Here is a 12748-nt window from a genome sequence, read left to right as displayed (position 1 = left end):
AGATTCTGTCAGTTACGACTTTCCAGATACGGAGACCGTCATGGGTTACCAACAAGGTTTGAGTGGTTTGTCGGCATCGTCGAGCGACCTCGACGTGATCGGCAACAACATTGCCAACGCGAATACGGTTGGCTTCAAGAGCGGCGCCGCGCAATTCGCCGACATGTACGCCAATTCCGTGGCGACGGCCGTGGGCAACCAGGTCGGCATCGGCACCAAGCTCGCCGAAGTGCAGCAGCAGTTCTCGCAAGGCACGATCACCAGCACCAACCAGGCGCTCGACGTCGCGATCAACGGCAACGGCTTCTTCCAGCTGTCGAACAACGGCTCGCTGGTGTACTCGCGCAATGGCGTGTTCCAGCTCGACAAGAACGGCAACATCACCAATGCGCAAGGCCTGCAACTGATGGGCTACGCCGCGAACAGCTCGGGCATCATCAATACCGCGCAGACCGTGCCGCTCACCGTGCCGACCGCGAACATCGCGCCGCAAGCCACCACCAAGATCACCGCGGGTCTGAACCTGAACGCGCAGGATCCGCTGATGCTCGGCACGCCGACCGTGACGCCGACGCTCGTCGCGGGCAGCACGCTGACGACGCCCGGCGCAACCATCACGAATACCGCTTCGGGCACGAACAACGACAGCTACACGGTCAACTTCACGAGCCCGACTACCTACACCGTCACCGACACCACGCTCGGCACGACGACTGCCGCCGCGACGTACACGGCGGGCACGGCGATCTCGCTCGGCAACGGTCAGACCATCACGTTGAACGGCACACCGGCGACCGGCGACAGCGTCGCGATCGCGCCGACCCCGGTGGCGTTCAATCAGAACAGCTCGTCGACGTACAACTACTCGACCAGCACGACGGTGTACGACTCGCTCGGCGGCTCGCAGACGGTCAACATGTACTTCGCCAAGACGTCGGCCGGTACGTGGAACGTCTACGCCGGCACCTCGACGGGCACCGCGCAACTGATCGGCCACGCGAACTTCAACTCGTCGGGCACGCTGCTCGGCACGACGGACGCATCCGGCACCGCGACCACCACGCCGTTCGCCTACAACTTCTCGATTCCGACCACCGATGGTTCGTCGACGCCGCAGAAGCTGACGCTGAACATCGCCGGCACGACGCAGTACGGCGGCAAGGACGGCGTGAACTCGCTGCAGCCCGACGGCTACGCGGCCGGCACGCTGACGAGCTTCACGATCGGCGCGGACGGCACGCTGACCGGCAACTATTCGAACCAGCAGACCGCGGCTCTTGGCCAGATCGTGCTGGCGAACTTCTCGAACCAGAACGGTCTCGTGAACCTGGGCAACAACGAGTTCCAGCAGACCTCGGCTTCGGGCGTCGCGCAGATTTCCGCGCCGGGCTCGACCAACCACGGCGTGCTGCAAGGCGGCGCGGTGGAAAACTCGAACGTCGATCTGACGAGCGAACTGGTGAACCTGATCACCGCGCAACGCAACTATCAAGCGAACGCGCAGACGATCAAGACCCAGCAGACCGTCGACCAGACCCTGATCAACCTGTAAGCGACCGGGACTAACCCACCATGGATCGGCTGATCTACACCGCGATGTCGGGCAGTACGCAGGCGCTCGAACAGCAGGCAATCGTCGCGAACAACCTGGCCAACGCATCGACCACCGGTTTTCGCGCGCAACTGGCGACTTTCCGCGCCGTGCCGATGTCGTTCGGCGACGGCAGTTCGATCAACGACAACACCACGCGCACCTTCGTGCTGTCGTCGACGCCGGGCGCGGACTACACGCCTGGGCCGATCCAGCAGACGGGCAATCCGCTCGACGTGGCGATTCAGGGGCCGGGCTGGCTGGCGGTGCAAACCGCCGACGGCGGCGAAGCCTACACGCGCGCCGGCAATCTGCATGTCGATGAAAACGGCCAATTGGTGAACGCCACCAATCAGGTGGTGCTTGGCAACGGCGGCCCGGTCTCGGTGCCGCCGGGCGCGGAAATCACCATCGGCAAGGACGGCACGGTGTCCGCGCTGACGCCGGGCGATCCACCCACCGCGGTGGTGACGGTCGATCAGCTGAAGCTGGTGAATCCGGATCCGCAAACCATGACGCGTGGCGACGACGGTCTGTTTCGCACCGGCGACGGCAATGCCGCCGACGCCGATCCGGCCGTCACGTTGGCGCCGGCCTCGCTCGAAGGCAGCAACGTGAATCCGGTCAGCGCGATGGTCTCGATGATCACCAACGCGCGCCAGTTCCAGATGCAGACGAAGCTGCTGGAAAGCGCCGACAAGAACGACCAGTCGGCCAACCAGTTGCTCAGCTTTAGCTAACGGGTCGCTTAGGCACCTAGGAGAAGAACCATGAATCGCTCACTCTACATCGCCGCCACCGGCATGAATGCGCAACAGGCGCAGATGGACGTGATCTCGAACAACCTCGCGAACGTCAGCACCAACGGCTTCAAGGGCTCGCGCGCGGTGTTCGAGGATCTGCTGTATCAGACCGTCCGCCAGCCGGGCGCGAACTCGACGCAGAACACCGAACTGCCGTCCGGCATCCAGCTCGGCACGGGCGTGCAGCAGGTCGCCACCGAACGTCTGTACACGCAGGGCAATCTGCAACAGACCGGCAACTCGAAAGACGTCGCCATCAACGGCCAGGGCTTTTTCCAGGTGCAGATGCCCGACGGCACGACCGCCTACACCCGTGACGGTTCGTTCCAGACCAACGCCCAAGGTCAGCTCGTGACCTCGAGCGGCTATCAGGTAATTCCGGCAATCACGATCCCGAACAACGCGACCTCGCTCACCATCGGCAGCGACGGCGTGGTGTCGATCACGGTGGCCGGTTCGACCAACAGCCAGCAGCTCGGCTCGATGCAGATCGCGACTTTCATCAACCCGGCCGGTCTCGATGCGAAGGGTGAAAACCTGTTCGCGGAAACCGCTTCGTCGGGCGCGCCGAACGTCGCGCAGCCGGGCCTGAACGGCGCCGGCACGCTGAATCAGGGTTACGTGGAAGCATCGAACGTGAACGTGGTGCAGGAACTGGTGAACATGATCCAGACGCAACGCGCTTACGAAATCAACAGCAAGGCCGTGACCACCTCCGACCAGATGCTGCAGACCCTGAGCCAGATGCAGGTTTAAGGCTCAAGGGACTGGGAACAAACAGGCAGCAAAACAGGCGGTAATGATGATGTCGCACTTCTCTCGTAATCCGGTTCATTCGCGCACCGCTCAGGCGCTCGTGCAGCTCACGCTGCTCGCGGCCCTGGGTGGCTGCGGCCTCGTGCCGAAGCAGCCGATCACGCAGCAGCCGATGACTGCGCTGCCGCCGATGCCGCCGTCGGCGCAGTCGCCGGGCTCGATCTATAACCCGGGTTACGCGGGCCGTCCGTTGTTCGAAGACCAGCGGCCGCGCAATGTCGGCGACATTCTGACGATCGTCATTCAGGAAAACGTCAACGCGACCAAGTCCTCGGGCGCGGGCGTCAACCGCAGCGGCAACACCAACTTCGACGTGCCGACCGCCGGCTTTCTCGGCGGCCTGTTCGGCAAGGTCAACCTGAGCGCGAACGGCGCCAACAAGTTCGCCGCGACCGGTGGCGCGAATGCGTCGAACACGTTCAGCGGCGTGATCACCGTCACGGTGACCGGCGTGCTGCCGAACGGCAACCTGATGGTCAGCGGCGAGAAGCAAATGCTGATCAATCAGGGCAATGAATTCGTACGCTTTTCCGGGGTGGTGAATCCGAACACGATCTCCAACCTGAACGCCGTGTACTCGACCCAGGTGGCCGACGCGAAGATCGAATATTCCGCGAAGGGCTATATCGACGAATCCGAGAACATGGGCTTCCTGCAGCGCTTCTTCCTCAACGTGTCGCCGTGGTGATCATGCGTAACGTTTTTTCCCGCATCCGCATCGCCGGTGTCGCCGGTTTCGGCCGCGCGCTCGCCTTCGTCGCGCTCGCCTGCGCGGCGCTGCCGGCGGCCACGCCTGCCCATGCCGAACGTCTGAAGGACCTCGTGCAGATCCAGGGCGTGCGCGACAATCCGCTGATCGGCTACGGCCTCGTCGTCGGCCTCGACGGCACGGGCGACCAGACCACGCAAACGCCGTTCACCACGCAGACGCTCGCCAACATGCTGGCGAACCTCGGCATCTCGATCAACAACCAGGCGGCGGGCTCGAGCAATTCGCAGTCGTCGCTGTCGAACATCCAGTTGAAGAACGTCGCCGCGGTGATGGTGACGGCGGTGCTGCCGCCGTTCGCGCGTCCCGGCGAAGCGATCGACGTGACCGTGTCGTCGCTCGGCAACGCCAAGAGCCTGCGCGGCGGCACGCTGCTGCTCACGCCGCTGAAGGGCGCCGACGGCCAGGTGTATGCGCTCGGCCAGGGCAATCTCGCGGTCGGCGGCGCGGGCGCGAGCGCCAACGGCAGCAAGGTGCAGGTGAACACGCTGGCCGCGGGCCGCATTGCCGGCGGCGCGATCGTCGAACGCGCGGTGCCGACTTCGGTGTCGCAAGCGGGCACCATGCAGCTCGACCTGAACGAAATGGATTACGACACCACGCAGCGTGTGGTGGCTGCGGTGAACAACGCGTTCGGCGGCGGCACGGCAACCGCGCTCGACGGCCGCACGATTCAACTGCGCGCGCCGAGCGATCCGGAGCAGCAGGTCGCCTTCATGGCGCAATTGCAGAACCTCGACGTCAAGCCGGCTCAAGCCGCCGCGAAGGTGATCCTGAACGCGCGCACCGGCTCGATCGTGATGAATCAGATGGTCACGCTGCAGAACTGCGCGGTGGCGCACGGCAACCTCTCGGTCGTGATCAATACGCAGCCGGTGGTGAGCCAACCCGGCGCGTTCTCGAACGGCCAGACGGTAGTGGCCAAGCAGTCGCAGATTCAGATGAAGCAGGACAACGGCGCACTGAAGCTGGTGACCGCCGGCGCCAATCTCGCCGAAGTGGTGAAGGCACTCAACGCATTGGGTGCGACGCCCGCGGATCTGATGTCGATCCTGCAGGCGATGAAGGCGGCGGGCGCTCTGCGCGCCGACCTGGAAATCATCTAAGGAAGACACAGGATGAATTCGGATACGACCAATTCCGCCAGCGCGGCGAACGACCTGAGCAACCGCTTTGCCCTCGACGTTCAGGGTTTCGCGAAGCTGAGCGCGCAGGCAAAGGCCTCGCCGCAAGCCGGCATGAAGATGGCCGCGCAGCAGTTCGACGCGGTGTTCACGCAGATGATGCTGAAAAGCATGCGCGATGCGACGCCGCAAGACAGCCCGTTCGATTCGCACGACAGCGCCACCTTCACGTCGATGATGGATCAGCAGTTGTCGCAGCAAATGTCGCAAAAGGGCATTGGCGTGGCGGACGCCATGCTCAAGCAGCTGATGCGCAATCAGGGCATGCAGGTCGGTGGCGGTGCGGGCGGCGCAGGCGCCGCGGGTGGCTTGGCCGGCATGGCCAACGCGTTGGGCGGCGGCAGCGGCGGCGATGAAGGCCAGACCGCGGCGCTGAATGCGCTCGCCAAAGCGTACGGCAATGCGCAAGCCAACGGCCAGCTGGCGATGGGCAAGGGCTACTCGGCCAACAGCGCTTTGACTCCGCCGTTGAAAGGCGACGGGACTTCACCGAAGGTCGACGCTTTCGTCGACAAGCTCGCCCAACCGGCGCAAGCGGCCAGCGCGGCGACCGGCATTCCGGCGCGCTTCATCATCGGCCAGGCGGCGCTCGAATCCGGCTGGGGCAAGAGCGAGATCAAGAAGACGGACGGCTCGACCAGCCACAACGTGTTCGGCATCAAGGCGACCAAGGACTGGACCGGCAAGACCGTGTCGACCGTCACGACTGAATACATAAACGGCAAGCCGCAGCGCGTGGTCGAAAAATTCCGCGCGTACGACTCGTATCAGGAAGCCATGACCGACTACGCGAGCCTGCTCAAGGGCAATCCGCGTTACGCGCAGGTGATCAATTCGGCGCATGACGTGAACGGCTTTGCCAACGGCATGCAGCGCGCCGGTTACGCGACCGACCCGCACTACGCGAAAAAACTGATGTCCATCATGCAGAAGATGGGCTGACCTGCCGCGACTGCGGCGCGAATCACCGGATCATTCACTCGAATCAAAAGCATGCACGCGACGGGGCCAGGTGCATAACAAGACGGACGAGGCCGGCCGCCCATGGGCGGCCGGTCCACCCGCGACAGGCATGACGCGTTTTAACGTTTGCGGCAAATAATTCCTGACAGGCCCCTAAATTTCGGCCGGATGCTGCCGCTAATCAGTTAGACCCAATACCGGAAAGCGTTGTAATGTCTGGTTGGGATGCGCGTGCTGCGGCTTCGATGAAGACCGCGCGAAAGCCCCGGCAGGAGCTCTGGCACGCGCCCGCAAGAACAAGCATACCGGCAAGCCCATGGATACTACCCAGTCGAACGGCCAGACCGACACACACGGCCAGTTGCACGCTCAGACAGCTGAAGGCGGCAACGATTTTGGCCGTCGCAATCCGCTGGAGATTGGCGTTCAGTTGCGCAATCTCGTCAATCGCGGCGATTTCCTCACCGTTCAATATGCCGGCGGACAGCTCGTCACGCGTCTGCTCGAAGTCGACGTGCGCGGGCGCACCTTCACGTTCGATTGGGGCGCTTTGTCCGATCAGAACAAAGGCTTGCTGAGCGCGCCGCGCTGCCAGTTTCACGCGCAGCCGGATGGCGTGCGCGTGGAATTCGCCACCGCCACGCCGCGCGAGACGCGCTTCGAAGGACTGCCCGCGTTCGAGGCCGACTTCCCCGAGGTGCTGTTCTACGTGCAGCGCCGCGAGTACTTCCGCGTCGATGCGCCGATTCTCGATCCGTATATGTGTTCCGGCCGTTTGCCCGAAGGCGACACGTTCCGCTTCGAGGTGCACGACCTGTCGCTCGGCGGCGTCGGCATGCGCACCGCCGACGCACGCGTGGCCGAATTGCCGATGGGCACGCGCCTGCTCGATTGCGAGCTGGCCCTCGGCGCGCTCGGCCGGCTCTCGCTCGATCTGCAACTCGTGTCGCATCGCTCTACCGCGTTGCCGAACGGCACGCAGCGTTTCCAGCTCGGCTTCCGTTTTCTGACGCTGCCGGGCAGCGCGGAAAACACGCTGCAACGTCTGATCACGCAGCTCGAGATGAAGCGCCGTTCGCTGGTGCGCTGATTGAAATGTCGGATTCGCGGTGCATGAGCGGGGTTGCTCACGCACGGTGTTCGCTTGCCGGTTCATCGTCACTTCCTTGTCACCTGTTTCCGCACCGGCGCGCCTCCTTGCGCGATGAGTGACAAGCCCGGCAGGCAAGCCTCGCAAACGTTGAAACAAACGTCGAACACGCATCGGAATGACCTCAATTTTTCCTTGTTGAGGCCGTTAAACAAGATGTTCAAGTAACGCGGCGGCATGTGTACGGTGTCGCCCTTCAGGATGACGCATGTCCAATCTCATCAATCTCGGCCTCAGTGGACTGAACGCAGCCCAGTGGGGACTTACGACGACCGGCCAGAACATCAGCAACGCGTCGACGCCTGGCTACACCATCGAAACGCCGGTGTATGCGGAAAGCGGCGGACAGTACACGGGCTCGGGCTATCTGCCGTCCGGCGTCTCGACCACGACCGTGACGCGCCAGTACAGCCAGTATCTGACCACTGAGCTGAACAACGCGCAGAGCTCGGGCAGCTCGCTGTCGACGTACAACACGCTGATTTCGCAACTGAACAATCTGATCGGCAGCCCGACTGCCGGGATTGCGAGCGCGATCACCAGCTACTTCACCGGCTTGCAGAACGTCTCGAACAACGCGTCGAGCCTGGCCACGCGCCAGACCGCGATGAGCGGCGCGCAGACGCTGGTGAACCAGATCAACGCCGCGGGTCAGCAATACGACGCGCTGCGTCAGAGCGTCAACACGCAGCTCACCAACACCGTTTCGCAGATCAACAGCTACACCCAGCAGATCGCGCAGCTGAACGGCCAGATCGCTCAGGCCAGCACGCAAGGCCAGCCGCCGAATCAGTTGATGGATCAGCGCGATCTCGCCGTGTCGAATCTGTCGCAACTGATCGGCGTGAATGTGGTGAACAGCAACGGCAGCTACAGCGTCTTCATGAGCAACGGCCAGCCGCTGGTGTCCTCCAGCAACAGCTATAACCTGGGCACGGCGCCTTCGACCGGCGACACCAGCGAACTGTCCGTTCAGTACCTCGGCCAGGCGGGTGCGAACCCGGCGGCCGCGCCGCAGAACCTGCCCGACAGCAAGATCGACGGCGGCACGCTCGGCGGTCTGCTCGCGTTCCGCAGCCAGACGCTCGATCCGGGTGAGGCGCAACTCGGCGCGATCGCCGTGAGCTTCTCCGCGCAGGTCAACGCGCAAAACGGGCTGGGCATCACGCTGGCCGGCGCCAAGGGTGGCGCGCTGTTCTCGGTGGGCGGCCCGACTGTTTATGCGAACACGCAGAACACCGGCAATGCGTCGCTGAACGTGTCGTTCGCGAATCCCGCACAGCCGACCACCGGCGACTACACGCTGGCCTACAACGGCACCACCTACACGCTGACCGACAATTCGACGGGTAGCGTGGTGGGTTCGGCGACCAACCTGAGCCAGCCGATCAACGGCCTGAATTTCTCGACCACCGGCACGATGAACGCCGGCGACTCGTTCACGGTCGAGCCGACCCGCGGCGCGCTCAACAGCTTCGCGACCGCCACCACCGACGCCTCGGCGATCGCGGCCGCCGCGCCCGTGCTGGGCGCCGCCGCGTCGAGCAACACCGGCACCGGCACGATCACGCAGGGCACGGTAACGGCCGGCTACACCATGCCGAATTCGACCACCACGCTGTCGTACGACGGCACGGGGCTGTCCGGCTTCCCGGTCGGTTCGACGGTGACGGTGGCGGGTTCCCCGGCCACCACGTATTCGATCACCAGCGCGACGACGGTGGTGCCGTATTCGTCGGCCACCGGCGCCTCGCTGACGATCAACAACACGACCGCCGGCCAGATGAACAACGTCTCCGTCACGATCAGCGGCGCACCGGCCGCGGGCGACAAGTTCACCATCGGGCCGAACACCGGCGCGACCAACGACGGCCGCAACGCACTCGCGCTGTCGAACCTGTCCACCGCGAAAGCGCTGGCGGGCGGCACGGTCACGCTGACGGGCGCGTACGCGAACTACGTCAACAATATCGGCAACCAGACCAACCAGATTCAGACGTCGAGCACCGCGCAAAGCTCGCTGGTGACGCAGATCACCACCGCGCAGCAGTCGGTCTCGGGCGTGAACATCAACGAAGAAGCAGCCAACCTGCTTCAGTATCAGCAGCTGTATCAGGCCAACAGCAAGGTCATCCAGACCGCGCAGACCCTGTTCCAGACGATACTCGGCATCTTCCAGTGAGGCGTTGACAATGCGCATCTCCAGCACGCAGTACTTCAACATGAACGTCGCGACGATGAGCGATCAGCAAGCTCAGTTGTCGCAGTTGTATGCCGAGATTTCGAGCGGCGTGAGCCTTTCCACGCCGTCGGACAATCCGCTCGGCGCGGCGCAGGCCGTGCAATTGAGCTCCACGGCTACGACCCTGTCGCAATACACGACCAATCAGGGCACCGCGCTCGCTTCGCTGCAACAGGAAGACACCACGCTCGGCAGCGTCAATACCGTGCTGCAAACCATTCATACGCTGGTGCTGCGCGCCGGCGACGGTTCGCTGAACGACGGCGACCGCGGTTCGATTGCGACGCAACTGCAAAGCCTGCGCAGCCAGCTGATGACGCTCGCCAATTCGACCGACCCGCAGGGCAACTACCTGTTCGCCGGTTATCAAAGCAGCGCGCAGCCGTACACCACGAATTCGGCCGGCGTCGTGACCTATTCGGGCGACACCGGCACCCCCGGCGTGCAGATTACGGATTCGCACGTGGTGCAGACCGGCGACAACGGCATTTCGATCTTCGGCAGCGTTGCGCCGATCGGCACCAGCGCCGTGCCGGCCGCGACGACCGGCAACAGCGGCACGGGCGTGATCAGCCAGGTGAGCCTGAACAATCCGACCGATCCGACCAACGCCGATAAGTTCTCGATCAACTTCTCGTCGGCGACCACCTATACCGTGAGCCAGACCGATCCGGCTACCGGCGCGGTGACCACGAGCGCGCCGCAGCCGTTCACGGCAGGTTCGGCGATCACGATCGGCGGCCAGTCGGTGTCGATCACCGGCGCGCCGAACGCGGGCGACAGCTTCACGGTGACGCCGGCCACGCAAGGCAGCATGGACGTGTTCGCCAATCTGAGCCAGTTGATCACCACGCTGCAAACGCCGGTGTCGGGCGGCGCGTCGACGGCGAGCTTCCAGAGCGCGCTGACCACCAGCATGACGCAGCTCGAAAACACGATGAACAACGTCGTGACGGCGCAAGCGGCCGTGGGCGGTCGCGAGCAGGAAGTGCAGGCATTGCAGACGGTCACGCAGACCAACACGCTGCAGACATCGAGCAATCTTGCAGATCTGACGCAGACCGACATGGTCAAGACGATCGGCAAGTACACGATGACGCAGGCGGCATTGCAAGCGGCGCAGCAGGCGTTCGCTAAGATTCAGAACATCTCGCTGTTTCAGTACCTGAGCTGATAGCACACGTAGTCTGAAACAGAGAAGGGCGGATACCGGTGTGAGCCGGTTCCGCCCTTCTTCTTTTTCATCGTGCCGCGCGATGAGAAAAGCGTGCTATTTGAACCCCGCTGCCACGCGCCCCATCTGATCGAGGCCGACATCGAAGAGCCGCGTGAAGAACGGAATCATGTTCGGGACCATCAGTTGCAGAAGCAGCATGCCGATCAGCATGGTCAGCGGAAAGCCGATCTGGAACACGCCGATCTGCGGCGCGGCGCGATTCAGAATGCCGAGTGAGAGATTGGTGATGAGGAGCGCGGCGACCACTGGCAGCGACAACAGCAACCCAGCCGAAAACACCGTACTGCCGAAGTTCGCCAACGTGCGCCAGCCGGGCGCGCCGAGAATGTTCGCCGACACCGGCACCGACTGGAACGTGGCGAGCAGCGCGCTGATCATCTGCAAATGGCCGTCGATCACCAGAAACACCAGCATGGCGATGGTGTTCATGTAGCTCGACAGCACCTGACTCGAACTGGCCGCCTGCGCATCGAAGAAGGTCGCAAAACCGAGACCCATGCCGAGGCCGACGAAGTCGCCGGTCGCGCTGATCGCCTGAAACACGATCTGCATGGTCATGCCGAGCGCGATGCCGATCAGGAACTGGTTGACGATGATCCACACGCCTTCGGCCGAAAACACCGTGACTTGCGGCAGCGCACCGAGCGTGGGCGCGACGATGATCGTGATGAAGGCCGCGAGGCCGATCTTCACGCGGATCGGCAGCGCTCGATTGCCGAGCACCGGCGCGGTGGCGACCAGCGCGAGGATGCGCACGAACGGCCACAGGAACGCGGTGAGCCAGGCGTTCAGTTGCGCGTAGGTGACGGAGAACATCGTGGCTCGGAAGGGAAGGTGAGAACGAGCGCGCCGCTCAGTTGACGAGCGTCGGAATGTTGGTGAGCGTCTGGCGCAGATAGTCGAGCATGGTCGTGAGCATCCACGGACCGGCGATCACCATCGTGACGGCGATCGCGAGCAGTTTCGGAATGAACGACAGCGTGCTTTCGTTGATCTGCGTGGCGGCCTGGAACAGGCTCACCACCAGGCCGACCACCAGCGCGACCAGCAGCAGCGGCGCGGCGAGCAGCAGGCCGACATACATGGCCTGGTGCGCGAGCGTCATGACGGATTCTTGATTCATGGCGATGGGACCGGAAGCGTGAAGGGCGTGGGGCGCGGTAAAAAAGCGCGTTAAACGAAGCTCTGTGCGAGCGACCCGAGCAGCAACTGCCAGCCGTCAACCAGCACGAACAGCATCAACTTGAACGGCAGCGAAATAGTCGCGGGCGACACCATCATCATACCCATCGACATCAGCACGCTCGCCACCACCATGTCGATGATGAGGAACGGAATGAAAATCGTGAAGCCGATCTGGAAGCCGGTTTTCAACTCGCTCGTCACGAACGAGGGCACCAGCAGCGACAGCGGCACGTCTTCCGGACCTTGCATCGGCGCGGCGTGCGAGATGCGGGCGAACAAAGCGAGATCGCTTTCGCGCGTCTGGCGCAGCATGAACGTCTTGAACGGCGCGAGGCCGCGGTTGACGGCGGTCTCCATCGGCATCGTGCCGTCGGAGAACGGTTTGTAGCCGTCGGTATAGGCCTTGTCGAGCACCGGCGACATCACGAACAGCGTGAGGAACAGCGCGAGTCCGACGAGCACCTGGTTAGGCGGCGTCGTACTCGTGCCGAGCGCCTGGCGCAGCAGCGAGAGCACGATGATGATGCGCGTGAAACTGGTCATCATCAGCACCATCGCCGGCAGGAACGACAGCATCGTGAGCAGCAGCATCGTCTGCACGCTCAGCGAGTAGGTCGTGCCGCCGTTCGGGCCGGGGCTCGTGTTGAAGGCCGGCAGGCCGGCGGTCTGCGCGAACGACAGGGTCGGCAATGCGAGCATCAACGCCGCTAGTGCGATCGGGGCGACAGGCGCCATGCGGCGCACGGCGGAAATCACTTTCGAACTGGTGCTGGACATGCGAGCGGATTGCGCGTGACGCGCTAAAGAG

12 protein-coding genes are annotated in these 12748 nt (G+C 63.5%); 9 read left to right on the top strand and 3 right to left on the bottom strand.

Annotation, left to right across the window (positions count from 1 at the left end; genetic code table 11):
- Positions 1 to 40: 40 nt before the first annotated feature.
- From PQR54_RS00540 to flgL, 9 genes are all read left to right on the top strand, one after another.
- Positions 41 to 1552, top strand: a complete 1512-nt coding sequence (locus tag PQR54_RS00540; RefSeq protein ID WP_408243638.1) for a flagellar hook-basal body complex protein — start codon at positions 41 to 43, stop codon at positions 1550 to 1552.
- Between the two features lie 20 nt (positions 1553 to 1572).
- On the top strand, positions 1573 to 2331 hold the full coding sequence (flgF, locus tag PQR54_RS00535; RefSeq protein ID WP_408243637.1) for a flagellar basal-body rod protein FlgF: 759 nt from the start codon (positions 1573 to 1575) through the stop codon (positions 2329 to 2331).
- A 30-nt stretch (positions 2332 to 2361) separates the two neighbouring features.
- On the top strand, positions 2362 to 3150 hold the full coding sequence (gene flgG, locus PQR54_RS00530) for a flagellar basal-body rod protein FlgG (RefSeq protein ID WP_012434703.1): 789 nt from the start codon (positions 2362 to 2364) through the stop codon (positions 3148 to 3150).
- A 49-nt stretch (positions 3151 to 3199) separates the two neighbouring features.
- Positions 3200 to 3898: a flagellar basal body L-ring protein FlgH gene (flgH, locus tag PQR54_RS00525; protein WP_041759058.1), complete on the top strand. Its 699-nt coding sequence runs from the start codon at positions 3200 to 3202 to the stop codon at positions 3896 to 3898.
- Between the two features lie 2 nt (positions 3899 to 3900).
- Positions 3901 to 5085: a flagellar basal body P-ring protein FlgI gene (locus tag PQR54_RS00520; protein WP_408243636.1), complete on the top strand. Its 1185-nt coding sequence runs from the start codon at positions 3901 to 3903 to the stop codon at positions 5083 to 5085.
- Between the two features lie 12 nt (positions 5086 to 5097).
- Entirely contained in the window at positions 5098 to 6105 is a 1008-nt protein-coding gene (gene flgJ / locus PQR54_RS00515; protein WP_408243635.1) for a flagellar assembly peptidoglycan hydrolase FlgJ, read from the top strand.
- A gap of 337 nt (positions 6106 to 6442) precedes the next feature.
- The gene (locus PQR54_RS00510; protein ID WP_408243634.1) at positions 6443 to 7216 is read left to right on the top strand and encodes a flagellar brake protein; all 774 of its coding nucleotides are present in this window, start codon (positions 6443 to 6445) and stop codon (positions 7214 to 7216) included.
- A 268-nt stretch (positions 7217 to 7484) separates the two neighbouring features.
- Positions 7485 to 9458 carry a flagellar hook-associated protein FlgK gene (gene flgK, locus PQR54_RS00505; protein WP_408243633.1) on the top strand — a complete coding sequence of 658 codons (1974 nt, stop codon included), beginning with the start codon at positions 7485 to 7487 and terminating at the stop codon, positions 9456 to 9458.
- Positions 9459 to 9468: 10 nt separating this feature from the next.
- The gene (gene flgL / locus PQR54_RS00500; protein ID WP_408243632.1) at positions 9469 to 10692 is read left to right on the top strand and encodes a flagellar hook-associated protein FlgL; all 1224 of its coding nucleotides are present in this window, start codon (positions 9469 to 9471) and stop codon (positions 10690 to 10692) included.
- Positions 10693 to 10788: 96 nt separating this feature from the next.
- On the opposite strand, the gene fliR is transcribed toward flgL, so the two are convergent.
- From fliR to fliP, 3 genes are read right to left on the bottom strand one after another with little or no spacing between them, the layout of a single operon-like run.
- Positions 10789 to 11571, bottom strand: a complete 783-nt coding sequence (gene fliR / locus PQR54_RS00495) for a flagellar biosynthetic protein FliR (RefSeq protein ID WP_408243631.1) — start codon at positions 11569 to 11571, stop codon at positions 10789 to 10791.
- 37 nt (positions 11572 to 11608) lie between these two features.
- Positions 11609 to 11878 carry a flagellar biosynthesis protein FliQ gene (gene fliQ, locus PQR54_RS00490; RefSeq protein WP_011490196.1) on the bottom strand — a complete coding sequence of 90 codons (270 nt, stop codon included), beginning with the start codon at positions 11876 to 11878 and terminating at the stop codon, positions 11609 to 11611.
- Between the two features lie 50 nt (positions 11879 to 11928).
- Positions 11929 to 12717, bottom strand: coding sequence for a flagellar type III secretion system pore protein FliP (fliP, locus tag PQR54_RS00485; protein ID WP_408243630.1), 789 nt, complete (start codon positions 12715 to 12717; stop codon positions 11929 to 11931).
- Positions 12718 to 12748 lie beyond the last annotated feature (31 nt).

This window comes from Paraburkholderia phytofirmans (genome assembly GCF_046028095.1).
GTDB lineage: Bacteria > Pseudomonadota > Gammaproteobacteria > Burkholderiales > Burkholderiaceae > Paraburkholderia > Paraburkholderia phytofirmans_A.
Note: the sequence above shows the minus strand (reverse complement) of the source record. Positions and strands in the feature narration are given on the sequence as shown.

Excerpts from the sequence above, each read along its gene's own strand:
- PQR54_RS00540 (WP_408243638.1), top strand. The coding sequence starts at position 41 with ATGGGTTACCAACAAGGTTTGAGTGGTTTGTCGGCATCGTCGAGCGAC.
- flgF (WP_408243637.1), top strand. The coding sequence starts at position 1,573 with ATGGATCGGCTGATCTACACCGCGATGTCGGGCAGTACGCAGGCGCTC.
- flgG (WP_012434703.1), top strand. The coding sequence starts at position 2,362 with ATGAATCGCTCACTCTACATCGCCGCCACCGGCATGAATGCGCAACAG.
- flgH (WP_041759058.1), top strand. The coding sequence starts at position 3,200 with ATGTCGCACTTCTCTCGTAATCCGGTTCATTCGCGCACCGCTCAGGCG.
- PQR54_RS00520 (WP_408243636.1), top strand. The coding sequence starts at position 3,901 with ATGCGTAACGTTTTTTCCCGCATCCGCATCGCCGGTGTCGCCGGTTTC.
- flgJ (WP_408243635.1), top strand. The coding sequence starts at position 5,098 with ATGAATTCGGATACGACCAATTCCGCCAGCGCGGCGAACGACCTGAGC.
- PQR54_RS00510 (WP_408243634.1), top strand. The coding sequence starts at position 6,443 with ATGGATACTACCCAGTCGAACGGCCAGACCGACACACACGGCCAGTTG.
- flgK (WP_408243633.1), top strand. The coding sequence starts at position 7,485 with ATGTCCAATCTCATCAATCTCGGCCTCAGTGGACTGAACGCAGCCCAG.
- flgL (WP_408243632.1), top strand. The coding sequence starts at position 9,469 with ATGCGCATCTCCAGCACGCAGTACTTCAACATGAACGTCGCGACGATG.
- fliR (WP_408243631.1), bottom strand. The coding sequence starts at position 11,571 with ATGTTCTCCGTCACCTACGCGCAACTGAACGCCTGGCTCACCGCGTTC.
- fliQ (WP_011490196.1), bottom strand. The coding sequence starts at position 11,878 with ATGAATCAAGAATCCGTCATGACGCTCGCGCACCAGGCCATGTATGTC.
- fliP (WP_408243630.1), bottom strand. The coding sequence starts at position 12,717 with ATGTCCAGCACCAGTTCGAAAGTGATTTCCGCCGTGCGCCGCATGGCG.